24 protein-coding genes are annotated in these 23650 nt (G+C 60.3%); 13 read left to right on the top strand and 11 right to left on the bottom strand.

Annotated elements, in window-relative coordinates; all coding sequences use genetic code 11:
* Nucleotides 1–127: 127 nt before the first annotated feature.
* On the top strand, nt 128–271 hold the full coding sequence (locus tag FGU65_RS08590) for a hypothetical protein (protein WP_301664036.1): 144 nt from the start codon (nt 128–130) through the stop codon (nt 269–271).
* A gap of 9 nt (nt 272–280) precedes the next feature.
* Here the strand turns inward: FGU65_RS08590 and FGU65_RS08585 are convergent, their stop codons facing one another.
* Both FGU65_RS08585 and FGU65_RS08580 read right to left on the bottom strand, forming a co-directional pair.
* Nucleotides 281–448 carry a hypothetical protein gene (locus FGU65_RS08585; protein ID WP_301664035.1) on the bottom strand — a complete coding sequence of 56 codons (168 nt, stop codon included), beginning with the start codon at nt 446–448 and terminating at the stop codon, nt 281–283.
* 179 nt (nt 449–627) lie between these two features.
* Complete coding sequence (locus FGU65_RS08580; protein WP_301664034.1) at nt 628–2142, bottom strand: SLC13 family permease; 1515 nt, start codon at nt 2140–2142, stop codon at nt 628–630.
* Nucleotides 2143–2402: 260 nt separating this feature from the next.
* On the opposite strand from FGU65_RS08580, the gene FGU65_RS08575 reads away from it, so the two are divergent.
* Nucleotides 2403–3425, top strand: coding sequence for a DUF3821 domain-containing protein (locus FGU65_RS08575; RefSeq protein ID WP_301664033.1), 1023 nt, complete (start codon nt 2403–2405; stop codon nt 3423–3425).
* A gap of 70 nt (nt 3426–3495) precedes the next feature.
* Here the strand turns inward: FGU65_RS08575 and FGU65_RS08570 are convergent, their stop codons facing one another.
* Both FGU65_RS08570 and FGU65_RS08565 read right to left on the bottom strand, forming a co-directional pair.
* Nucleotides 3496–3822 (bottom strand): HEAT repeat domain-containing protein, encoded by a 327-nt coding sequence (locus FGU65_RS08570; protein ID WP_301664031.1) that lies wholly within the window; start codon nt 3820–3822, stop codon nt 3496–3498.
* 11 nt (nt 3823–3833) lie between these two features.
* Nucleotides 3834–4208, bottom strand: coding sequence for an STAS domain-containing protein (locus FGU65_RS08565; RefSeq protein ID WP_301664030.1), 375 nt, complete (start codon nt 4206–4208; stop codon nt 3834–3836).
* Nucleotides 4209–4391: 183 nt separating this feature from the next.
* Here FGU65_RS08565 and FGU65_RS08560 point away from each other — a divergent pair, with 183 nt between their 5' ends.
* Nucleotides 4392–5129, top strand: a complete 738-nt coding sequence (locus tag FGU65_RS08560; RefSeq protein ID WP_301664029.1) for a putative hemolysin — start codon at nt 4392–4394, stop codon at nt 5127–5129.
* Nucleotides 5130–5147: 18 nt separating this feature from the next.
* On the opposite strand, the gene FGU65_RS08555 is transcribed toward FGU65_RS08560, so the two are convergent.
* The 3 genes from FGU65_RS08555 to FGU65_RS08545 all read right to left on the bottom strand — a co-directional run bounded on the left by FGU65_RS08555 (nt 5148) and on the right by FGU65_RS08545 (nt 8063).
* A complete protein-coding gene (locus FGU65_RS08555) occupies nt 5148–6965 on the bottom strand; it encodes a DUF2207 domain-containing protein (RefSeq protein WP_301664028.1) in 1818 nt (605 codons plus the stop codon).
* A 6-nt stretch (nt 6966–6971) separates the two neighbouring features.
* Entirely contained in the window at nt 6972–7538 is a 567-nt protein-coding gene (locus FGU65_RS08550) for a LemA family protein (RefSeq protein WP_301664027.1), read from the bottom strand.
* A 114-nt stretch (nt 7539–7652) separates the two neighbouring features.
* Nucleotides 7653–8063 (bottom strand): DUF6159 family protein, encoded by a 411-nt coding sequence (locus FGU65_RS08545; protein WP_301664253.1) that lies wholly within the window; start codon nt 8061–8063, stop codon nt 7653–7655.
* Between the two features lie 19 nt (nt 8064–8082).
* On the opposite strand from FGU65_RS08545, the gene FGU65_RS08540 reads away from it, so the two are divergent.
* A complete protein-coding gene (locus FGU65_RS08540; RefSeq protein ID WP_301664026.1) occupies nt 8083–8217 on the top strand; it encodes a hypothetical protein in 135 nt (44 codons plus the stop codon).
* Nucleotides 8218–8270: 53 nt separating this feature from the next.
* Complete coding sequence (locus FGU65_RS08535) at nt 8271–8504, top strand: hypothetical protein (RefSeq protein WP_301664025.1); 234 nt, start codon at nt 8271–8273, stop codon at nt 8502–8504.
* A 33-nt stretch (nt 8505–8537) separates the two neighbouring features.
* Here FGU65_RS08535 and FGU65_RS08530 read toward each other — a convergent pair whose 3' ends face one another.
* Nucleotides 8538–10229: a PAS domain S-box protein gene (locus FGU65_RS08530; RefSeq protein WP_301664024.1), complete on the bottom strand. Its 1692-nt coding sequence runs from the start codon at nt 10227–10229 to the stop codon at nt 8538–8540.
* Between the two features lie 138 nt (nt 10230–10367).
* Here FGU65_RS08530 and FGU65_RS08525 point away from each other — a divergent pair, with 138 nt between their 5' ends.
* The 6 genes from FGU65_RS08525 to FGU65_RS08500 all read left to right on the top strand — a co-directional run bounded on the left by FGU65_RS08525 (nt 10368) and on the right by FGU65_RS08500 (nt 18373).
* Nucleotides 10368–10550, top strand: coding sequence for a hypothetical protein (locus FGU65_RS08525; protein WP_301664023.1), 183 nt, complete (start codon nt 10368–10370; stop codon nt 10548–10550).
* A 339-nt stretch (nt 10551–10889) separates the two neighbouring features.
* Nucleotides 10890–14222, top strand: a complete 3333-nt coding sequence (locus FGU65_RS08520; protein WP_301664022.1) for a PAS domain S-box protein — start codon at nt 10890–10892, stop codon at nt 14220–14222.
* 175 nt (nt 14223–14397) lie between these two features.
* The gene (locus FGU65_RS08515) at nt 14398–16110 is read left to right on the top strand and encodes a uracil-xanthine permease family protein (protein WP_301664021.1); all 1713 of its coding nucleotides are present in this window, start codon (nt 14398–14400) and stop codon (nt 16108–16110) included.
* 93 nt (nt 16111–16203) lie between these two features.
* Nucleotides 16204–16560, top strand: a complete 357-nt coding sequence (locus FGU65_RS08510) for an STAS domain-containing protein (protein ID WP_301664020.1) — start codon at nt 16204–16206, stop codon at nt 16558–16560.
* Between the two features lie 29 nt (nt 16561–16589).
* On the top strand, nt 16590–17954 hold the full coding sequence (locus FGU65_RS08505) for a PP2C family protein-serine/threonine phosphatase (RefSeq protein WP_301664019.1): 1365 nt from the start codon (nt 16590–16592) through the stop codon (nt 17952–17954).
* Nucleotides 17951–18373, top strand: a complete 423-nt coding sequence (locus FGU65_RS08500; RefSeq protein WP_301664018.1) for an ATP-binding protein — start codon at nt 17951–17953, stop codon at nt 18371–18373. Before FGU65_RS08505 ends, FGU65_RS08500 begins: the two co-directional genes overlap by 4 nt.
* 13 nt (nt 18374–18386) lie before the next feature.
* Here FGU65_RS08500 and FGU65_RS08495 read toward each other — a convergent pair whose 3' ends face one another.
* Nucleotides 18387–19856, bottom strand: a complete 1470-nt coding sequence (locus tag FGU65_RS08495) for a sensor histidine kinase (protein ID WP_301664017.1) — start codon at nt 19854–19856, stop codon at nt 18387–18389.
* A gap of 187 nt (nt 19857–20043) precedes the next feature.
* Here FGU65_RS08495 and FGU65_RS08490 point away from each other — a divergent pair, with 187 nt between their 5' ends.
* Entirely contained in the window at nt 20044–20679 is a 636-nt protein-coding gene (locus FGU65_RS08490; protein ID WP_301664016.1) for a hypothetical protein, read from the top strand.
* Here the strand turns inward: FGU65_RS08490 and FGU65_RS08485 are convergent.
* Complete coding sequence (locus FGU65_RS08485; protein WP_301664015.1) at nt 20676–21506, bottom strand: nucleoside 2-deoxyribosyltransferase; 831 nt, start codon at nt 21504–21506, stop codon at nt 20676–20678. The genes FGU65_RS08490 and FGU65_RS08485 overlap by 4 nt on opposite strands.
* A 36-nt stretch (nt 21507–21542) precedes the next feature.
* Between FGU65_RS08485 and FGU65_RS08480 the strand changes: the two genes are divergently transcribed.
* Nucleotides 21543–22040 carry a DUF367 family protein gene (locus FGU65_RS08480; protein ID WP_301664014.1) on the top strand — a complete coding sequence of 166 codons (498 nt, stop codon included), beginning with the start codon at nt 21543–21545 and terminating at the stop codon, nt 22038–22040.
* Nucleotides 22041–22062: 22 nt separating this feature from the next.
* Here FGU65_RS08480 and FGU65_RS08475 read toward each other — a convergent pair whose 3' ends face one another.
* Nucleotides 22063–23457, bottom strand: a complete 1395-nt coding sequence (locus FGU65_RS08475; RefSeq protein ID WP_301664013.1) for a PKD domain-containing protein — start codon at nt 23455–23457, stop codon at nt 22063–22065.
* Between the last annotated feature and the right edge of the window lie 193 nt (nt 23458–23650).

Genomic DNA, 23650 nt, shown 5'->3' with positions numbered 1-23650 from the left:
GATCCGGGAAGAAGGTAACGGATCTCTCAGCACCGAACCGGCACCCGCACCAGGAAGACAAGCAGGTTGCAGACGAGTGGCCTTGGATGCAGGCTTTGCATCGTTCCGATCAGCCACCGAAGGCCGAATGACCGACGAACCTGCCGAGATTGCCGACTGCAGCCGTCGCCTGCGAGAGGAAAAGCGCCGGAGGCGTCCAGAAGGGGGCGAAGGTGCTGGAGATGCCGAACGGCGCGACCAGACGACCATAACCGCACACCCGGCGACGTAGGGGACATGGTCACGAGGCTCGACCTCCATGGCGGTCATCGTGGCGGAGAGCAACCTGAGGAAACCAGAACCCGGGGCCGGAGAGCCCGATGACGAGCGTGCAGTAGATCGCCGGGAGGTGCCAGACCCGTCGGTCGGCGAGCATCTCCCCGGCATGTTCGGCGGTCAGAGTTCGCACAGTCGAGGTATGCAACACTCTAGAGGATGAAGAGAGAAGGGAGCAGCCGCCAGGCAACTTTCCGGGTGCATTGCTGCTCTACCGTCGGATTCACGCCGCCGATACCGATCATCTCCCCAAATATCGCATATGGCCACCGTTTCCTTCCCGGCGAACGGAGCAGTGCTCCAGAAAAAGGATCAGGGAGTGAGCGCCCAGGCGGGCAGGTCGACCGAGATGCCGAGCGCCCACATGGCGACAGTGAAGAGGAAGATCGTCCAGATTGCGACTCCCGTAATGTCCAGCACCCAGCCCGAACGTATCAGGTCGTCGGAACCGACGTAGCCGCTACCGTAGGCGATGGCGTTCGGGGGAGTTGCCACCGGGAGCATGAACGCCAGCGACGAACAGACCGCTGCAGTGATCATCAGGATGTAGGGATTTACCCCCATGCTGACGGCGGTCACCGCCATGATCGGCATCAGGACGGCAGCCATCGCGGTATTCGATGCGATCTCGGTCGCAAACGAAACACCGAGAGCTACGATGAGGAGGACGAGGATCAATGGGAGGCCGTGGAAGACGGTGAGCCATCCGACGATCTCGGCGGCAAGCCCACTCTGGATGAAGGCGTTGGAGAGGGCAATACCGCCGCCGAAGAGGATCAGAATGCCCCACGGGATCTTCACCGCCCACTTCCAGTCCATGGTGAAGATCCCCTTCTTCGCGTTGACGGGAAGGACGAAGAGGAGGAACGCACCTGCAATCGCGATGGTGGAATCGTGGATGCCGGGGAAGAGCATGTCAAGACCGGGAATCGTAATATCCCCGATATGTTTCGTCTTCGCAAAGATCCATGCAAGTGCAGTCAGGACGAAGACGATCAGCGTCCAGACTTCGCCCGTCGACATGTTCCCCATCTTTTCGAGCTCGGTCGAGATGATGCCCTTCGCTTCGGGAAGGGTTTTGGTCATCCCCCGGTACGGGACGTAGGTAAGCCAGAGCCAGGCCACGATGAGGAAGACGGCGGCGAAAGGAACACCGAATTTCATCCAGGAGAAGAAGTCGATCGTGGGAGCGTCAGGAAAGAGCGTCTCAACCTGTGCGAGAAAGATGCCGTTTGGCGGCGTGCCGATGAGCGTCGCGATGCCGCCGATGCTCGCTGCATAGGGGATGGAGATGATGAGGCACTTCGCGAGCGAGCCCTGCTCTTCGGTGAGGTTCTCGAGTTTCTTGTTCGTCTCGGGGATGATGGTCAGGATGATGGCGACGGCGATCGGGATCATCATCATGGCGGTGGCGGTATTCGAGATCCACATAGAGAGGAACGCGGTGGCCAGCATGAACCCGAGGATCAACCGTTTCGGACTCGTCCCGACAAGCCTGATGATCTGCAGGGCGATCCGCCGGTGCAGTCCCCAGCGCTGCATGGACATGGCGATGATAAAGCCGCCGAGGAAGAGGAAGATAACCTTATCCCCGTAGGATGTCGCTACCTCGGTGGGTGAGAGAACGCCGAGCAGCGGGAAGAGGGCCAGCGGAAGCAGTGCGGTAGCCTCGAGCGGTATCACCGCCGTTACCCAGAGAAGCACCATCAGGGCGGTTACCGCCGTTACGTAGCGTGCCTCCACCGGCATCACGGACGGATCGATCGGTGCGAGCAATATGACCAAAAAAACCAGTATTGACGCAATCAGGAGGGCTACTTTGTTCATCCGGAGAAATTGCGCTGGAAAATTATTTAAGCATACGGAAACGCAGTAGAGGCCTATAATCCTGATCGGGCGCTTTTTCTGACGACTCTTCAGCGGAAAAAGTGTTTTTGCGCCTGTAAAACAGAATCGGGATCCGACCGGCGCCGGGGCTTCGGGAACATCTCGGAATCCCGCCCCCTTTCACCGTCATTTCTGTCGTTCCAGGAGCGAAAGCAATATTTTCCGATGAGTATATATCAACACAGAATGAATCCTGAACTATGTCTGCAGAGACCGCATGCAGAATACCGGGGCGCAGGATACTGCCGGCGGTGCTTCTTCTATGTGTACTGGCACTCGCCGTCTGTACCGCTCCGGCAGGGGCTCGCAGCCCGACCATCCACGACATCCAGCCCTACGACACGGTATTCGTGTACGAGCAGAACCTCGATCTTACGGCACTCCGGAACGCAACGACCGACAACCCCGTTACGACGCTGCGGAAATACCAGGACGACAACCCAGGCCGCGCACTCGTCAATGATGTCAACGTTCCTGACGATACCGACTTCGACCTCCTCCCCATCGAGGTAGGGGATGAATATGGGGTCTACTTCGCATTCAACCCGACCGACGGCAACACCAAGCAGATCCTGATACGGGAGCCCACGGTCTTCCTTGATGTGGTGCTGGCAAACCCGTACCATGCGGATTCGGTCGACGGACTGACCATCTCCCCAAGTACCATGCTCGCGTTCAAGATCATATCGCCCGATGTCGGCGCTTTTTACCATACCGGCAATACCTATCCCGCAACAGTTGATCTGGTGATCACCTCACCCGGCGGCGGTCAGAGCACAATCATCGGCGGGCGCGACATGAGCGGCCTGAACCTCACCGGATCGCAGGTCTACACCGACGATCCCGGGATGCCGGGGGCCGTCTCCCTGAGTGCGCTGAAGCAGGGTTCCTACTCGGTGCAGGCCCGGTGGAACACACCGCAGGAGTTCGCCGATTTCGCCGAGGACTCAAACAGCATAACCTTCAACGTCGGCAACCGCGTCGGCATCAACACGGGAACACCGACACCGACACCGGCAGAGACCACAGCAACACCGACACCCACGGCAACCGCGACCGCACCGCCGACAACCCTGCCGACGACCGCGGCAACGACGGCTCCGACAACCGTGCCTGCCACGGAGACGACACCTGCGACAACACCGACACAGACACCGCTCTCACTCTTCACGGTTCTCGGAGCCTGTGCCGTCGTGGTCTTCATAGCCGGCAGGCGAGACTGAAAAGAGATCAAAGGTGCGGCAGACAGACCGGCACTCTGCCGTAACCAAGCACCGTTCCTTTTTCCTGTGGTTACCGGCAGCAGCCGCGGCAGCTCCGGCCGGACTGGAGATCATCGATCCGTTCCAGGGCCGCCCGCGCCCACTTCACGACACCGCCGTCGCTCCCGTCTGCAGCTGCGGCGAGAAGAGCATTGCGTGCGGCCGGATCCCCGATCAGCCCGAGCGTGTATGCCGCCCACATCCGCGTTCTGGGATCGGCGTCGCCCAGCGCACGTATTACCTCGCCAACGACCGGCGTTCCGATGCGGGCGAGGGCGGCTGCCGCCGCCATCCGCTCATCGCTTTCCCCGCTCCGCAGAACCGCAATCAGGTCCCGGGCTGCATCCTCACCGTACACGATACGACCTGTCAGTCTGCATCGTTAACGTGGATCCTTCGTCCTTTCCCGGGCTCCGTCTCGACAAAGACCTCCTCCAGGTTCATATAGATCGGAAAGACCTCGTGAACCCCTGCAAGGGTAAAGACCTTATATACGTCGGGATTCGGTGCGCAGAGAGCCATTTCACCGTCTTCCTTCTTCAGCCCCTTGAACTTGCCCAGCAGTACCCGAAGGCCGCTGCTGCTCATGTACACCACCTTTTCGAGATTAACAAAGACTTTCTTCTTGCCCCGGGAGATGGCACCCGCCAGGGCCTCGTCAAGGCCTTCAGCAGAGGAGGCGTCTATCCGCCCTTCAACCGTGACGACCGCGGCATCGTCTTTTTCCTGTACTGTTACGTCCATGCTTCCGCTCCTCCGTATCCGAAACGCTTCTTGCGTGTTCCGGAGAGGTATACCATCACTTGGTATCGAGACGATAAATATACACCTCTCTCCTGACGCTGCGGGCGGAATAGTTTCGAGATACTTCGTAGTTAAAGAAATATACTTACCTGCAAAGCGACAATGTCTCTTCTGTCGATACATATGACAATTCGAAAAAGCGTCTACCTTATCACAGGGCTGCTGGTGGCCGGTGCCATGCTGACGTGCGGCTGCCTCGGCCAGGAGGCGGCGAATCAGGAACAGGAGATCGTCGCAAAGAACGGAACGATAACCTACGTCGACCTCGAAGGCGGATTCTACGGCATCGTCGCCGAAGACGGGACCCGGTACCTCCCGCTGAACCTTTCAGAAGAGTACCGGGTCGATGGCATGAACGTCACCTTCGTAGGCAGTCTCCGTGAGGATACCGTCACCATCCAGCAGTGGGGAACACCGATCGAGATCGCTGCAATCGAGCAGACCGATGAGCGGACGGTCATCGCCGGAAACGGGACGGTCACCTACGTCGACCTTGAGGGCGGATTCTACGGTATCGTCGCCGATGACGGCGCCCGGTACCTGCCGCTGAACCTCGCGGAGGAGTATGCGGCCGATGGGAAGCGGGTTTCCTTCACCGCCGAGGTGCAGCAGGACGTCGTGACCATCCAGCAGTGGGGCGTTCCGGTGAAGATCCTGACGATCGAAGAGACGACCGCCACCGCTCCGGCTATGCCCGGAGCGGGTGTGAGCGGAATTGCGAACCCTGCCGCAGTCTACTGCCAGGAGCAGGGGTATGCCTACGAGATCCGCGCGAACCCTGACGGCAGCGAGTACGGTGTCTGCATCTTCGAGAACGGCACCGAGATGGACGCCTGGGAGTTCTACTACCAGAACCACTAAAACTTTTTTAAAAAAGGATTATCGCCCGCCGGCGCCGCCGCCACCAAAGCCACCGCCGCCGCCGAACGAGCCTCCACCACCGAATCCCCCGCCGCCACCGCCGCCTGGCGGTGCGTAGGTTGCGATCGGGACGAAGATGAACGGCATACGCGAGTAGAGGGGCACCCCGGCGTCGGGCAGCGGGACGTTCAGATTGCGCATCGCCTGCTCAACCCGGTCTCCGACACCGAGAGCAGTGCCGTAGACCAGCCATTCGCCCCACATCGAGAGATCGTCAGGTGAGTACTGCCGCATCAGAGCAAGATCTGAGAGGAAACGGGAAAAAGCGTCCCACTGCAGTTTTTCCCGGTAGTGATCATCCTTCCAGTGCCCAAAGAGCGTCGACGGGAAGAGGCCGGCTATCGCTGCCTGGACGCCTGCGACAAAGTAGAGGGCCGCGGCAGGGACCAGCAGGTACGCTGCATCGGGTGCGATGAGGAGGGCGAGGATCGCAAGGCCGCAGGGGATCGCTCCGAGGAAGATCAGGGGAAGCACGGTCTGCCGGCCGTCGACGATGTAGCGCAGGGCGATACTCATGTCCACATGCCGTGTCAGTGCCGAGAACGTCTGCTGATAGGCCTGCATCCTGTGCTGTGAGCCGGGAACCCGCCGAGCGGTTGCGGCAAAATCGCGGAGAGCATCGGTGTCCACCGTATGATCATCCGCGATGTTCTGCAGGAAGGTGAGCACCCGCTGCTCGTAGCGGTCGCCTGACGTGCCGTCGAGGACCTGAACGGTCACACCCCCGCCCGGCTTTTCCTCAACCCGGATCTTCTGCTGCCGGTGCAGGTCAAGGATGGTCGCGTAAAATCCGTTCTCATCGAACTCAACGGCGTCGCCCTTGAAGAGGAGGGTCACCTGCCAGGGCTTGAGGCTGGAATCGGGCACAAAACTTAGGTACTCGGGCACGACGAACGATTTTTCCCGGCCGTAACGGTAGTAGACGGCGAGAAGGAGGAAGGGCACCACCAGCACCAGCACGAGGGCGACCGTGTGCAGAACCGCTGCCGCGGTGTACTGCAGATGCGCCCACCGGTTGGCATCTGCCGTCTTCTGCTGCACATCCTCAACGAAGACCGGGAAGCCGTCAATACCCTCGAGGAACACCTTATCAACGACCATCTCGACATTGACCGGAACATCCGCCGGAACGCTGCCCGTAATGACGATCCGATTGCCGATGCGCTCCTGCGTCAGCGTGGGGGGGTTCGTGTAGATCTCCTCGACAAAGACGGCAGGAATGTTGATCCGGACGTTTTCGTAGGGGACGTGATCCTCCACGAGCAGCAGGTTCAGGTGTGCCCAATCATCGTCGTACTCGATCGGCGGGTGAACGACAAACCGGTAGGTGGCGGTGTACGTGCCGGCCGGGAAATACCCGGGATCGTAGGCGCCGACCTCGCTTTCAAAGGCGAGATCCCGGATTGCCGCGATCTCTCCGGGGCTGGCCATCCCGTCACCGATCCGCACCTCCCCGTTGTAGTTCTTCACATAGCCGATCGTCCCTTCGGGAACGTCGATACTCCCGAAGGCGATGTAGGGGCGGTTCAGGGGTTCGAACGCAAGCGGGGCCGCCCAGTAGCGAAAGAGCATCCGGTACTCGCCCGACTGCCGGACATCGTAGGTGTACTCCTCGACAAGCGTCCCGTCCGCGGAAAAGACGGCGTCGTATTCCTGCACCACGAGGTCGCCCTCGAAGAGCGCAGGAAGGGCGCTTGCTCCTGCGACCGCCAGGATACCGATCGCCAGGGTGATCCCGAAGAGAAGGATTATCTGCTGCTTTTCACTCAGAGACATGGTCGTTTAGAACTCAATCGTCGGTGGCCGGGAGATCTCCTCTTCAAACTCAAGGTACTGCAGTTTCTGAAAGCCGAGTATCCCGGCAATGAAGTTCGAGGGGATGGTATCGGTCATGGTGTTGTACTGCTGGGAGATGTTGTTGTAGGTGTAACGCTGGCGTCCGATCTCATCTTCAACGCTCCGGACGGCTCTCATCAGTTCCTGCACCGTCTGCGAGGTCTTCAGGTCGGGGTAATTCTCGGCGACGGCGATCAGCCTGCCGAGAATGGAACGCGATTCCCGCTCCACCTCATTCAGGTCTCCGGGGCCCGCGGCCGCCACGCTGCTCCGCATCGCGGTCACCTTCTCGAACGTCTCTTTCTCAAAGGCGGCATAGCTCTTCACCGATCCCAGGAGCTGCTCGATCATGTCCAGCCGCTTCTTCATCGCGACCTTCACCTGGCCGAGCGTCGCCTCCGCCGAGTTCTTGAGCGAGAAGAATCGGTTATAGATGCCGACGAATATAGCCGCGATGCCGATGACGATCAGCACCACGACGACGATGATAATGAGAGTCAGAAAGTCCACCATAGATCTTCACCGTATACAATATCTGCTCTCTGCCTCTATTAAGGGGCACCTCTTCCGGACGTACCAGAGAGAAGGGAAAAATATGTTTGTGTCCGGGATCTTTGGACAATTCTTTCAGATATTTCCCGGTTCAGGATATCCGACTCTTCCAAACGAACCGCGGGGCGCGAATGCCCCGGGGATCAGGTCGGGCCGATACGCCCCGGGCACCCGGCCGGTCGTTGCGTAGAGGTAGAGGGCGGCAACCAAGACGCCGTGCATGCTCGCCGCCGGGATGGCAAGGACGATCACCAGCAGCGCCACGAGGATCCCGACAGCGAGGAACCCGATGAACCCCGTCAGGGCGAGCAGAGCCGTCAGCAGGAACCCGGCAAATCCGACGGCAAGGAAGACGAGGCCGATGCCGGCCTGCCCGAGGACAGTCTCGCCCCAGGTATTCTTAAAGCGGTTCCAGGATCGTCCGATCGCCTCGAGCGGTCCTGCGTCCTCGAAGATCAGCACCGGAACTACGAAGAAGGTAGCCAGGCTCCATGCAGCACCGGCGATGGCAACGGCGATCTGGCCGGAGCAGCCCCTGCCGCCCGGCGATGAGCCGGAGGATCAAGCCCACGGCGGCGGCGATGACCGCCCGGACGAAGATGCTGCCGACGGGGGAGACGGCATTTCCGATGCCGTCTAGCAAATGTCGGGTCGTTCCCCTGGAGCCGCCGGGCGGCGCAGGTGATCCGGCCGGTGTTGAAGAAGATGACGATGAAGCAGGAGAGGGCAATAGTACAGGAAGAGGAGGACGTAAAAGACGTAGCCGGGCACAGCCGCTCCGGTATCGACGATACCTGCCGCAGAGAGCAGGACGGCGAAGAATACAAGCAGGAGAATCGTGACCACGCCGGAGAGTACGGGAAAGAGGAGCGGGAAAGGCTCATCCTGCAGATAAAAGGGAGACCTTCCCGAAAAAGAAGTTCCTGATGCCGCACCGCGAACGGCGGCCGGCCGGGTCGGCTACTCCCGGACCTCTTCGCCGGAACTGACCATCGCCACGACCTTTCCCTCGGCGTCGCGGAGCAGGGTGTTGTGCCAGAGGACCAACCGCTCTTCGCCGCTCTTCGTCAGCACCGGACCCGTCTCGGAGGGTGGGGGTTCGCTGTTTCCGGCCATCAGCCGTGCAAAGTTCTCCGCGAGCCTTTTGCGGAGCCGCTCGGGAACGATCAGATCGAACCATCCCTTCCCGACTATCTCGTCTTCAGCGTAGCCGAGGATCCGGCAGCCCTTCCGATTTATCATATCGATCCTGCCGTCGGCGTTGATCACGGCAATCATCACGCCCGCTACATCGAGGTAGCCCTGCGCCCGGTCACGCTGCGCGACAAGGAGATCTTCGGCGGTCTTCCGTTCGGTGACGTCGTCGGCGATCCCAAGGATGTACTTCGGATCTGCACGGGAATTGAAGATGGGAACCTTTCTCACCCGAAGAATACGATCGCTTCCGTCGTCCAGACGGATTACCTTCTCGGAGAACTTTCTCAAGGGTGCGTTCTTGATGGCCTCGAGGTCGTCGTTCGCGAGGAATTCCGCCATCTCTTTCGGGAAGATCTCGGCGGCCTGCCTGCCGGTCATTGCATCATCCGCCCTGCCGAGCAGCTCCTCCGCCGAACGGTTGAAGAAGATGAAGGTCTGATTTTTGGTTTCTTTGACGAAGACCATGCTGGGGATGTTGTTCACCATGGAATAGAGGAACGATTTCCACTGCTTCACCCGCTTCAGAGCGCGTTTCCGGTCGGTGATATCACGGCATACGAACCGGTAGCCGGCATACTCGCCGATCATATCGACCACCGGTGTTCCGTTCGCCTCGAGAAGGACCCTATTACCGTCTTTGTGAAGCATGGCACACTCAAAGAGGGTCGCGGACGGATGCGCAGCGTTCAGCGACCGGAGATGCGCCCGCATACGCTCCGCTTCATCCACCTCCATAAAGTCGCAGATCGTTCGCCCCACCATCTCCTCGGGTGCATGCCCGAGGAGGTCCCTGCTCCTGGGGCTGACATAGGTAAAAACGCCCTCGTCGTTCACGTTCCAGATGAGGTCGTTGATATTCTCCACAAGCGCGCGGAACATATTTTCGCTCTCCCGCAGCGCTTCTTCCGCCCGTTTCTTCTCGGTAATATCTTCAAGAATGATGGTGACTCCGGGCGAACCGTCGTTGAAGACGGTCGGGAGGATCTTGATCCTGAAGAAGAAGACGGCAGTCTGACGCACGAAACGGAGTTCTTCCACAAAGTCCGCGCCGTTCATGGCATCGGCAATCCGGGTCCGGATCAGCGGGTGGTCGAATGCTGCGAGCGGGGAACCCGCCATCTCTCTCCCGAGGAGATCCACGCAGGCCACCCCTGCAAATGCGCATGCGGCATCGTTCGCCTGTACAATCCGGAGATCACGGTCAAGTACGATCACCATATCCGATGAAAAATTGAGCATGGCGGAGATGGGCACCCTCTGCGAGAGAAAGAAGACTTTCGCTTTTCCGTAGATCCGCATCTCCACCTGACCCGATATCAGCAGAATGTCAAGGTAGCGGGAGACGGTATTTCTATTGGTGCCGACAGCCGCGGCGATGTCGGTCACCGACATACCCCGTGGATTCGCCTTGAGGGCATCGATGATCGGAGAGAACTCGTCAGAATAGGGATCCATCCAATAATGTACTTTCACGTGGAGATTTATTAGTGCTTTGCTCATTGCATGCAAAGGTGATAGCGACCATGATGCCGACATTGCAGTGCTTATTGCCATGCAATAAACGAAACGTATATATATCGATCTGATCAATACTTGATCCCCAGAGTCAGAAGAGATATGGGGAATCTCTACCGACACAACATCCGCGGCATGACCGCGGTCTGGTCTGGTACGACGGATTGGAACGGCACGCCGTCCGTCGTAGAATACAATCACATCCATGTCAGGCTTCTGCCCCATCCGCTCCACAGCCTCATGGCGGAGGCGGGGCAGTAACACCTCTCAAAACCCTCTACCAGCATGCGTATGCAGACCCGGGGAAGGGCGGGCGGCACAACCGTCCTTCCCCGTGCATCCATGGTTATTACACACCTGTCACAAAACGTCCTCGGAGACCGCCGCACCCGACGGGGTGCGGCAGGCCTATTTTTCCTCTCCGTTTTTCATGCAACGAGTGCATCCATCGATATCTTGCCCGCCCCATACTATAATCGTTCAATTTAATCCACAATTTCCGATATTCAAGAAGAAGATAGGCCTGCTCTTTTAGGTATATTTATCCCATGGAAACGGCAAGTCCTAATTACTGACCCCCGCCGTCACAGGGACCTACCCATGATCACCGTACTGCATGTTGACGACGAGCCCGCACTCCTGGACATCACCCGGCTGTTTCTGGAGCGCAAAAGCGATATCTCCGTTACTATCGTGACGTCTGCCGAAGAGGCACTCACGACGCTGCAGCATCAGCGGTTCGACGCCATCGTTTCGGACTATGAGATGCCCCGGATGAACGGCATCGAGTTTCTCAAACGCCTCAAAGCAGAAGGAAACGATACGCCGTTCATCATCTTCACCGGAAGGGGACGCGAGCACGTCATTATCGAAGCGCTCAACAACGGCGCATCGTTTTACCTCCAGAAGGGAGGAGATCCGAAGTCTCAGTTTGCCGAACTGAAGCATATGATCGAGCAGGCCGTCGAACGCAAAAGGATGGACGAAGCTTTGCGGGCGAGCGAAGAACGGTACCGCGCCGTTGTGGAGAGCCAGACCGAACTGATCTGCAGGTTCCGCCCCGACGGGATGCTCGTCTTTGCAAACGATGCCTTCTGCCATTATTACGGCAGGCCGAAATGCAGCGAGCTCGTCGGAACCCGGTTCTTTCCCGCGATCCCGAAGGACGAGCACGATCTCATCAGGGAACACTTTTCGTCACTGACCCCGGCAAACCCGGTCGGAAACGTGGAGCACCGGGTTATCATGCCGGACGGCACAATCCGCTGGCAGCAATGGAGCGACCGGGCGCTCTTCGATGACGAAAGACGGGTCATCGAGTACCAGTCGGTCGGACGGGACGTCACCGACCGGAAACGTGCCGAAGAGGCGCTGAAAGACTCCGAGACCAGGTTCAAGGTTCTTGCGGAAAAATCGCTCGTCGGCGTGTATATCGTCAGAAACGGGATATTCACCTATGTCAACCCCCGGTTTGCACATATCTTCGGATACCGGGTGGACGAGATGGTAGGCGTGAGGGGTTTCGACGACCTCGCACTTGCGGACGATCTTGCAGTCGTCCGGGACATGCTGCAGAAGATGCGAACGGGAGCGGAGGGGTTCCCTCACTTCGAGTTCCGTGGCGTCAGGAAAGACGGGGAGACGATAACGGCAGAGGTATACGGATCGGAGACAGCCATTCAGGGCTCGCAGGATATCATCGGCACGCTTCTCGACATCTCGGACCGCAAGAAGATGGAGGTCTCCCTCAAGGAGAAGGTCAACTACGTCCAGGCGCTGATGGACACCATCCCCGCCCCCGTCTTCTACCGCGACACAGACGGCATCTACCAGGACTGCAACCGGGCGTTCGAGGAACTCGTCGGCCTGCCGAAAGAGGAGATCCTCGGCAAGACCATCTGGGACTTCTTCCCGAGGTTCTACGCAGACCACTACAAGTACAAGGACGACCTGATCATCGAGCAGCCGCACGTCCAGCGCTACGAGTTCGAACTCCAGAACACCAGGGGAGAAAAATACGATGTTCTCTTCTCAAAGACCGCGCTCTTCCGGGCGGACGGAAGCGTCGCCGGCATCGTCGGCGTGATCGTGGACATCTCAGACCGCAAGAAGATGGAGGTCTCTCTCAAGGAGAAGGTCAACTACGTCCAGGCACTGATGGACACCATCCCCGCCCCCGTCTTCTACCGCGACACGGACGGCATATACCAGGACTGCAACCGGGCGTTCGAGGAACTCGTCGGGCTTCGGAAAGATGAGATCCTCGGCAAGACGATCCACTACTTCTTCCCGAAGGAGTACGCCGACGTCTACAAGGAGAAAGACGACCTCATCATCCACCATCCGCACATTCAGCGCTATGAGTTCGGGATCACCGATGCACACGGCAGCGTGCACGACGTCCTCTTCTCAAAGACCGCACTCTTCAAGGCGGACGGGGCAATCGCCGGGATCGTCGGCGCCATCCTCGACATCTCGGACCGCAAGAAGATGGAGGTCTCCCTCAAGGAGAAGGTCAACTACGTCCAGGCGCTGATGGACACCATCCCCGCCCCCGTCTTCTACCGCGACACGGACGGCATCTACCAGGACTGCAACCGGGCGTTCGAGGAACTCGTCGGCCTGCCGAAAGAGGAGATCCTCGGCAAGACCATCTGGGACTTCTTCCCGAGGTTCTACGCAGACCACTACAAGTACAAGGACGACCTGATCATCGAGCAGCCGCACGTCCAGCGCTACGAGTACGAACTCCAGAACACCAGGGGAGAAAAATACGATGTTCTCTTCTCAAAGACCGCGCTCTTCCGGGCGGACGGAAGCGTCGCCGGCATCGTCGGCGTGATCCTGGACATCTCGGACCGCAAGAAGATGGAGAAAGCACTTCGGGAGAGTGAAGAAAACTTCCGGATGCTCGCCGATTTTACCTACGACTGGGAGGCGTGGCTCGGGCCCGAGGGCAGCTACCTCTACGTCTCCCCCTCCTGCGAACGGATCACCGGGTATGCCGCCGAAGCGTTCCTCGCCGATCCCCATCTGACCGAGAAGATCTGCCACCCGGCAGACCGGGAGGCGGTCGCGCATCACTACGCCGAGACCTGGAGAAGCAGCAGCGGGGTGCACCACCTGGACTTCCGGATCGTCACCCGGGGAGGTGAACTGCGGTGGATCAGTCACTACTGCCAACCGGTCTACCGTGAAGACGGTACCTGGATCGGCCGTCGGGAGAACCGCCGCGACATCACCGAGCGCAAACGCGTGGAGGAGGCGCTGCAGCAGGCGAACCGGAAACTCAATCTCCTCTCCAGCGTCACCCGGCACGACGTCCTCAACCAGCTCACCGCCCTTGCAGGCTATCTGGAGCTCTCCAGGGACTGCGCCGGCGGTCCGCTCTTCTTTGAGATGATCCAGAAAGCGGAGCAGGCCGCCGACACCATCCGGCACCAGATCATGTTCACCAAGGACTACCAGGACATCGGTGTTCACACGCCGACCTGGCAGAACCTGAATGAGGTCATCGGGCAGACAGCCGCGGTCAGGAACGCCGGGGACAATGTCGCACTCACAACCAGCAACGCAGATGTTGAAGTCTATGCCGACCCGCTCCTCCAGAAAGTCTTCTTCAATCTGCTGGACAACTCGCTCCGGCACGGCGGCGACATCAGCCGAATCACCTTTTCCTGCGCCGAAACGGGAGACGGCCTCACGGTCGTCTGCGAGGACGACGGGTCAGGGATCCCCGAAACCGAAAAGAACAGGATCTTCGAGCGGGGCAGAGGACGCAACACCGGCTACGGCCTCTTTCTGGCGCAGGAGATCCTCTCCATCACCGGGCTTTCCATCAGGGAGACCGGCACGCCGGGAAACGGTGCCCGGTTCGAGATCCATGTTCCGCGGGGGGCATACCGGTTCATTGCCGGACGGGACGCAGAATAACCATGCACTTCCGGCAGTATCCGGATGTGCCGGAGAGACAGAGCCGGACGTGGCTTCGACCGGCAACGCTCCTTACGGCGTTCAGTACCGGCTGGAGAACGCCGAATACCATTTCAGAACGTTGGTATAGGAGGGGCTGACAAACCACTTCATACGCACATCCGGTGAACCGTTCATGCCGCAGAAACCCCCTAACCTCGTCTACGGGCTCGAAGATACGCTCCCGCTCCCGACCGCGCTGCTCCTCGGGCTGCAGCACGTCTTCGTGATGTCCACGGCGTTCATCTTTCCGGTCGTCATCGTCAGGAGTTTCGGCGGCAGCGCCGAACAGGCCGCTTTCATGGTCACCATGTCCATCCTTGCGGGCGGTGTCGGAACGATTCTCCAGGCGCTCCGAAAGCAGGGCATGGGTTCGGGGTATCTCTGCCCGGCGGTCTGCGGGCCGTCGTATCTCTCCGCATCGCTCCTGGCGGCACAGACCGGGGGACTCTCGCTCGTCTACGGCATGACGGCGTTCGCCGGTCTCTTTGAGGTCTTCTTCTCCCGGCTCATGCATCGTCTCCGCATCCTGTTCCCGGCGGAGGTCACCGGGGTCGTCGTCACCCTCGTCGGCGTCGCCGTCATCCCGGTGGCAATCCCGAACTTCCTCGGGATCAGCCCGGGAGACGCCGTAACCGAGGCGCTCGAACTGTTTGTCGCGGCGATCACCCTCGGAACGATGGTCGCAATAAGCGTCTGGAGCAGAGGAAAACTGCGCCTCTACTCGGTTCTTGTCGGCATCACCATCGGGTATATCCTCGCTGCCGCGACCGGCATCCTGGGCGGGCCGGAGATCGCGAGAATACTGGACGCGCCCCTGCTCGCCCTCCCGGATCTCAGCCACCCCGGATGGTCGTTCGATCTCGCCCTGCTCATTCCCTTCACCATCGCCGTCCTCTGCTCGTCCTTAAAGTCCATCGGCGATCTGACAACCTGCCAGAAGATCAATGACGCCGAATGGAAACGGCCGGATATGCGGAACATCGGCGGCGGCATCCTGGCGGACGGTTCCTCAGCACTTCTTTCCGGGTTCATCGGCGGGATGGGGCAGTCGACCTCGTCGAGCAACGTCGGCCTCTCCATCGGCACCGGCGCCACCAGCAGGATCATCGCCTTTGCCGCAGGAGTTATCCTCATCCTGCTGACATTCTTCCCGAAACTGGCATCGGTCTTTGTCGTCATGCCCGGCCCCGTCATGGGGGCGGGGCTGGTCTTCGTCGCCGCATTCATGATTGTCAACGGACTGCAGATCATCACATCGCGGATGATGGATACGCGAAAGACCTTCGTCGTCGGGTTCGCGTTCATCTTCGGTCTCTCGATCGACATCTTCCCGGACTTCTTCACCGGCCTTCCGGGATCGGTGCAGTCCGTCTTCAGCTCCTCGCTCGCTCTTGGAACCGCCACGGCACTCATCTTAAACCTCATCTTCCGGATCGGGATTGCCCGGCGAAAGACACTGCTCCTCGAACCCGGAACCGATTTCTCCGATACAATCTTCACATTCTTTGAGACGATGGGAGGAACCTGGGGTGCCCGCAAAGAGGTGATCCAGCGCGCCGAGTCGGCGGTCAACGAACTCGTGGAGTCGATCGTCTTTCTGGATGCGACCCGGGAGGCGATCCGGGCGGACATCAGGTTCGAAGAGGATTCCCTGGATATCGATATCAGGTACACAGGCAAACCGCTTGACCTCTCACCGGGGGGGCCTCCTTCCGATGCCGACCTCCTTGAAGACGACACCGCCCTAGCCCGGCTCTCTGCGTTCCTGGTCTGGAAGTACGCGGATTCGGTCACTGCGGACGACAAGGACGGAGAGTGCCGGATCAGGCTGCACTTCGACCACTGAAAAACCGTGAGCCGGCACCGGCCTCTCCTGCCGGGGCGCCGGAGAGTGATGAAAGTAAAAGCCTATCTAGCCATAGAGCAAACGATCAGCACAATGAGCGGGAACCTGGAGATCAACGAACGGCATGAGGCGGGCGTGGCGATCGTCTCCCTGAAGGGACGGCTGGACGCTGCATCAAGCCAGGAAGCAGAGCAGCGGATGAACAGCCTCATCGATGCCGGAGACAGATCGATCCTGGTCAATCTCGGCGACCTTGACTATATCAGCAGTTCCGGTCTGCGCGTGCTGCTTGCCTCACTGAAGCGACTGAAGAAGACCGGGGGCGACCTGCACATCGCCTGCCCGAAACCAGCGGTCCGGGACGTCTTCACCATGGCGGGCTTTCACCGGATCTTCACCATCGATGACGACGAAGCGTCGGCTCTGAGCAGTTTCACCGAAAAAGCCTGAACCGACCGCCGCCAACCGGAACATCCGAAATGGCATCGACACTCACCGGGATCTCGTTCGTCCTGCTCCAGATGATCTGCGTCATCGTCGTGATAGCGTACCTGATCACCCGGAGCGGGGCGTTCACCGAGATCCTCGACAAGACCTTCACCTGGAAGAACCAGGCGATACTCATTCTGGTCTTCGGTGCCGTTTCGATCTACGGGACCGAGAGCGGGATTGAGATCATGGGCGCCGTCGTCAACGTCCGCGATCTCGGCCCCATGGTCGGCGGCCTTGCCGCAGGCCCGATCGTCGGCCTCGGCGCAGGGCTTATCGGTGGTGCCTACCGGGCGACGCTGGGCGGGTTTACGGTTGTTCCCTGTGTGCTTGCCACCATCCTTGCCGGGATCTTCGGCGGCAGCATCTACCTCCTGAATAAACGCAATTTTGTCGGAGCACAGAGCGCCGTCCTCTTTGCCGTCGGGATGGAGTCGCTCCACATGGCGCTCGTCCTCCTTATCTGCAGGCCGTTTGACCAGGCACTGGCGATCGTCGAGCAGGTGGCCATCCCGATGATCCTGGCCAACGCCGCAGGCGTGTTCATCTTCGCCTTCATCATCGGGAACCTGATCACCGAACGGCAGACACGGGCGGAACGGGACTCATACCTCTCCGAGCTCGAGCGGAAACGTGCCGAACTGCAGATCGCCCGCGATATTCAGATGAGCTTTCTGCCCGAAAAACTTCCCCGCATCCCCACGTACGACCTTGCGGCCATGAGCCTTCCGGCAAAAGAGGTCGGTGGAGACTTCTACGATGCCATCCCCCTCCCGGATAACCGTCTCGGCCTCGTAATGGCGGACGTCTCCGGCAAGGGCGTTCCCGCGGCACTCTTCATGGCACTCTCCCGGACGGTCGTGCGCGCCCACGCCCGGCACAGCGGGGCACAGGACGCCATCCGGGACGCGAACATCCTTATCGCAGAGGATTCGAAGTCCGGGATGTTCGTCACGCTCTTCTACGGTGTCGTCGATGCCGCGCAGCTGACGATGACCTACGTCAATGCCGGACATAACCCTCCGCTGCTCTTCCGGGGGGACGGCGAGCCCCGGGAACTGAAGGCGACCGGGATCATCCTCGGGGTGATGGACGATGCCGAGTACCAGGAACGGACGGTCGACCTGTCGCACGGCGATCTGCTGCTCCTCTACACCGACGGCGTGACCGAGGCGATCAACCCGGACGAAGAGCAGTTCGGTGAAGAGCGGCTCATCGCCACCGTGCAGGCATGCCGGCATCTTCCCTCGGACGAGATCGTTGAACGGATACAGCAGGCGGTCTTCGACTTCTGCGGACGTGAACCGCAGTTCGATGACCTGACACTGATGGTGCTGAAGGTGAACGAATCATGACCAAACCCGCAACGCTCACAGTCGGTGCGACGGTCGAGAACCTCGCCCGCATCGCTGAGTTCCTCGAAAAGACTCTGCACGACGCCGGGTGTCCGGAAGAGACGATCTTCTCGGTCCAGCTCGCCGTCGATGAAGCCGGCAGCAACGTGATGCTCTACGGCTATCCGGACGGGGATGCAGGGACGCTCACAGTCACCTGCGAGGTACGCGAAGGGACGATCCGGCTGACGCTCACCGACGACGGGAGGCCGTTTGACCCCCTCACCATCGAGCCGCCGGATCTCGACGCCGACCTCGAGCACCGCAAAATCGGCGGCCTTGGCATTCATTTCATGCGGAGCGTGATGGACGACGTCGGGTACGACTATATCGACGGAAAGAACGTCCTCTGCATGATAAAACGGGAGGGCGGCACATAGCCGATGCCGCCGTTCAGTTCCCCGCAGCCACGAGCAGAACCCTGACGGACGTTCCCGCCCCGGGGTCGCCCGCGTCCCTGTCTTCCACCCATATCCTGCCGCCGTATCGCTCCACAAGTCTCCGGCTGATGTAGAGGCCGAGACCCATCCCCGGCCTTCTGCCGCCGCCCCGCTCCAGCCGGTTGAAGATCGTCTCCTTCAGGGTGTCGGGGATACCGGGGCCGGTATCCGCGACCGTCACCAGCATGTCATCGCCCCGCTCCGCCACGCTGACGGTGACCCGGGTGTCCGCCCCTCCAAACTTGACGGCATTCCCGACGATATTCGCAAACACCTCCGTGAGAAGATCGTCTGCCCTGACCTTCGCCGCGGTTCCCGCATACACGATCTTCGCGTCAGGAAAGAGACGGATGGCGTTCCGGATGACGGCGTCCAGGTTCACGGCCTCGGGCGCATGCATCGGTTCGGTAAGCGAGCGCAGCCGTGAAACACCCGCAATTATCTCCGAACTCGCACAAAGGCCGTTCTCCACCTTCCGGATCTCTTCGGCAAAGGAGCCGTCGAGGCGGCTCTCGAGAACACCGAGGTTGCCGAGGGCGATGGTATTGGCATTGTTGATATCATGCACCATAAGGTCGAGATAGAAGTCCGCCTCCCGGTGCGCCGATTCCAGGTCTTCCGCAAGCACGGCTCGCGCGATTGCGCCGCCGATCTCCTCTCCGATCGCTTCGAGGATATCCTTTTCAAGGCTGGTAAACCGGTGAAAACTGCTGCTGGCGATATTGACCGAGCCGATGACCCCGGAAGGACCGGTGATCGGAATGCTCGCCAGGGAGAAGACACCGAGCTCCCCGGTCTCGTGCTCGACGCTGCAGTACTTCTCGGCGTAGCACGCCCTGCCCTCACCGAAGACCTCACGGTAGCGTGCCCTGCAGATCTCAATGGTCAGTACGTCAGGGAAGTAGAGGTCGTACATGCCGTAGAACGCCCTGATATCCGCACGCCTCCGGTGCCGGTCGACGAGATAGACGGCGCCGGCGTCAAAGTCCATCAGTTCAACGGTCTGCCGGATCACAGCCTGTAAGATCTCCTCAAGGGTCATCGGCGAAGCGCTCGCATGGATGATCCGGTTGATGATCTCCAGCCGGCGGTTGCAGAACTGGAGATCCGCCTCGGAAGAGACCCTGTCGGCCGCATCGGCAGCGGTGACGAGACACAGCGGATCCCCCCGCCCCGCGGTGTGAAGGCGGACGTCGACCTCGAGCGTGCGGTAGTTGGCACGGGCGGGAAAGGTGAATGTTCCCGGCCGGAAACCTCCGGCACGCACAATCCGGATAACCTCCTGCACACCGGCGCTCCCGAATAGCGCTTCAAAGGACCGATTGGCAAAGAGAACCTCACCCGTGCCGTCGAGGATGAGTACCGGCACCTGAAGTTCCCTGAGAATGTCAAGAGGTTCAAACGGCGCCATGCGATCAGGCATACTGCATTTCTGGTTGTCTTCGATGCGCAAAATGCCTGCCTATGCTGCACTGCCGGCAACCGCTCTTCCGGCGCTGAAAAGTGAAGCAGTACCGGGGAACTGTACGGTGCTCGGCCGTCCTGAAGGAAGAGAACGGCAAGAGATACTATGGACACATTCATACCTCTGAAACACCAGATCCTCAGCTATGAGAGTCAGAACCACCCTCTTCATCCTCTGTATCCTGGTCGGCATGCTCCTCTCCGCCGGATGCACCCAGTCGGTGCAGCAGCAGCAGGCACCGACGCCCACCCCCGCACCGGAAGCGACCACCGAGGCGACGACCGTCGCCACTCCCACACCGGAACCGGAACCGTTCCCCGAATCCCTCGCAGTCGGCGAATCCTTCCGATACGGCACGGACGAGACCGGCCGCGAGGTCACGGTCGCCCGCACCATGCTCCTGGATTCGTACAACATTGTTCACCCAGACTGGGGCATGGCTCAGACGGAGATCTCCCCCGCTGAAGGCGCCCGGTTCCTCTTCGTCTTCGTTGAGGTAGCCCATGCGGGAACCGCAAAAGAACTCTGGACGCCGTATCCCGGCACCATTAACGTCTACTACAAGGGTATTGTCTATCCGTACCGCTCGGACCGCAGCGACACCGTCACGACGGTGGTGGACGCCCGCGGCGTCGATGACTATGCGTTCGAGAAGATCTACAAGACGCAGACGAAAAAAGGGTTCCTGATCTATGAGGTGCCGGCATCGCTGGAACTCGATGAGACCTACATCGTGATGGACCCCGGCAACGACGTACGGGCAACCTGGAAGCTGGCTTAAACCAGCGGGGATTCCAGGACTCCCGGCAGCTCCTCTTTTTTCAGCACGACGATTGCAGACTCCTCCAGCATCAGGTTCACGCATTCGTGATGGCCCGCCATCCGGAAGTCGGTGCGGAGGGCAACCAGCCGTTTCCCGTGCGCATACGCATATCCCATCTCCCATGACGTCCCCGAATCGGCATCTGCACCGTCGCAGACCGCAACAACGATATCGGCCTCGTCAAGAGCCCGAACGTGCTGCGTGAAGATAATGCGGTGCTCGGCCTTCCCCCGGCAGTGGCTGGTATCGCCGACCTCCTGGGGAAGATAGACCTCGAAGAGATTGCGGACCAGCAGGTCGCGGATGACCAGGTTGTAGGCCGTCTCCGCTTCGGTGAAGAGCGGGCCTGCGAGGTAGATGCGGTACTTCCCGAAGATTTTCACGTCAAGCGCCCGGATCTCAGGGAAACGTGCCAGAAAAACACCCCGCCCGGGCTGTTTCTCAGCGGTGTAGTAGGTGGCCGCAACGCCGCAGGTCGGGGATGAGTCAGCCCCGATGATGCAGAGCGGCGGCTCTCCCCGCTCCCGGATGATCTCCCGTACCTGCTCCTCCAGCGTATCGAGAAGACGCTCGAACGCCGGCGTGGCGAGGCGGTCGAGGTAGGACGCCGGCGGGCGGTCGGCCCCGAGGTAGATCGATTCGGGGCAGGGAAGCGGTAGAATCTCGATATCGAACGTTTTGCACCGCTCTATCGCGCGATTGAACCAAAAGATATCCTCGTCCGTCGTGATGCCGCGGGCGCGGCAGGAAGGGTCCAGAATGCAGGGAGCCGCAAGCACGTACATTGATAGTACCTGGGATGTCAGATCATAACAAGTTAGATGATACCCCTCTACGCCTACCGCGACAACACCTGCGATCCCCGGAAATGCACCATGAAGAGGCTGGCGCAGCGCGGTCTCGTCACCATCGTCACACGCCTTTCGCAGATACCACGCTCGACCCTGCTCCTCGACCCCACGGCAGAGCAGGCGGTCTCTCCTGCGGACCGCCGCCTCCCGTCCATCACCGCACTGGACTGTTCCTGGGACGTGCTCGACACCGGGGCGGTGACCGCCTGGCGGAACCGGCGGGCGCTTCCGTTTCTGGTGGCGGCAAACCCCGTCAACTTCGGCCGGCCGTTCCAGCTCACCTCGGTGGAGGCGATGGCCGCCGCCCTGTACATTATGGGTGAGCAGGAACAAGCGGCAGAGATCCTGGGGCGGTTCCGGTGGGGCATCCGGTTCCTGGAGGTAAACCGCGACCCCCTTGAGGAGTATGCACAGGCGCGGGATAGCACTGAAGTCATTGCGATCCAGGCGCTGTACATGGAAGAGTAAAAAGCAGAGGCATTCCCTGCTCTCAGCGTAGAACCTCAAATCCCGGCACGCCGAGGAGATGCTTTGCCAGGTACATGGCGTCCGCGAGGGTGAGGACGCCGTCTCCCGTGACGTCGCCGACGGCGGGCGTGCTCACGGTATACCCCGGCAGGCCGACCAGGGAACGGCCGATGTATGTGGCATCGTAGAGCGTCACCCGTCCGTCCTCATTGACGTCGCCGTTCCGGACGGCGACCAGGGAGGCGGCGACCGATGCGGTCGCTCCGCTGCCCCTGTCGGTGGCGGTCACGACGAGGTCGACGGGGCTGTATGCACCGCCGGCGTGAGGTGACGGCTGCCCGGCGGATACGGACGTCGTCCAGCGATCACCGCCCTCCCACACCATCGGCACTGCAACAGAACCGCCGAGGGGTGAGAGATCAACGGCGACGTCCGCATCACCGCTGCCGCCGGTAAGGTTCACGGAGAGGGTTGCCGTCTCTCCGACTCCCGGGACGCCGTCCGAATCGGTGGGGATCCGGGCAGGGGTGAGTGCCGGCGCGGAGAGGAAGAGCGGTGGAGCGGCGACGGTGATATAATTACTCCGGGTCGTGCTGTTGCTGCCGCCGGCGTTGCTCGCTGCAAGGGAGATGGTGTAGGTTCCCTGTGCGGTATAGGTATGCACCGGGTGCTGCTCGGACGAACCCGTTCCGTCGCCAAAGTCCCAGATCCACGACGTCGGGCTGCCGGTGGAGGTGTCGGTGAACGAGACCGTCAGGGGAGCGGTGCCGTTCTCGGGCGATGCACAGAACGCTGCAGCCGGCGCTTCGGGAAAAACAGGCGCTCCGTCGCCGATGATGATCTCCTGGCTGCCGATCTCGCTCCCGTTCACCGAAACCCGGAGGACGGCACTGCCGTTTGCGACACCTTCGAGCCCGAAAGAGAGCGAGGAGTCTTCTGCGCCGTACTTCACGCCGCTGATATCCAGAAAGAGATCGACGCTTTCAGCCCCCGGAACCGCCGTGCCGAAGACCGAGAGGAGACTGATGGTAGTTCCCGACGATATATCGCCGGTGCCCTGGGTAAGTCTGGCGACGCCGTCGTCGCCGTCGGTCTTCAGGCTGATCGGCAGCCACCCGATCCTGGCCTGGATCCCGGCTTCGGTGACGGGCTCCGCCTGAATGCTTACGCGGGATGAATCGAGGGAGAACGGCACCCGGAGGTTCGTTGCTTTCAGGGCGAATGTCTCTTCCCCGCAGAGGGCGACGGTCGACGAGATCCGGATGGCGAGCTGGCTGGCATCCGGAAGATTTTCGAGAGAAATCGTGACCGTCTCTCCCGCCGTTATCTGCTCGGGACTGACGGTGACAGAGGGCGGGTCCAAGACAGGTGTCGGGGTGGGTTCCACCGCCAGAGCACCCTGCGTGAGTAAACCCATACAGAGCATAAGAGCAAAAACGCCTGTCAGGCGAGTGATTTTCACACACGCGTTCGCAATCCCTCTCATAATGGGGGCGTTCTGCCCCCGATCAATTAAAAGGAACATCAAGTATTTATGCCAATCCTTTTTTATTAACCGTTTATTTCGGCGATTATTGCGTTTTAAATGAATAATTTCCCATTTGAACCAC

Source organism: Methanoculleus frigidifontis, assembly GCF_030464345.1.
GTDB lineage: Archaea > Halobacteriota > Methanomicrobia > Methanomicrobiales > Methanoculleaceae > Methanoculleus_A > Methanoculleus_A frigidifontis.
This window is presented reverse-complemented; position numbering and strand designations above follow the sequence as displayed.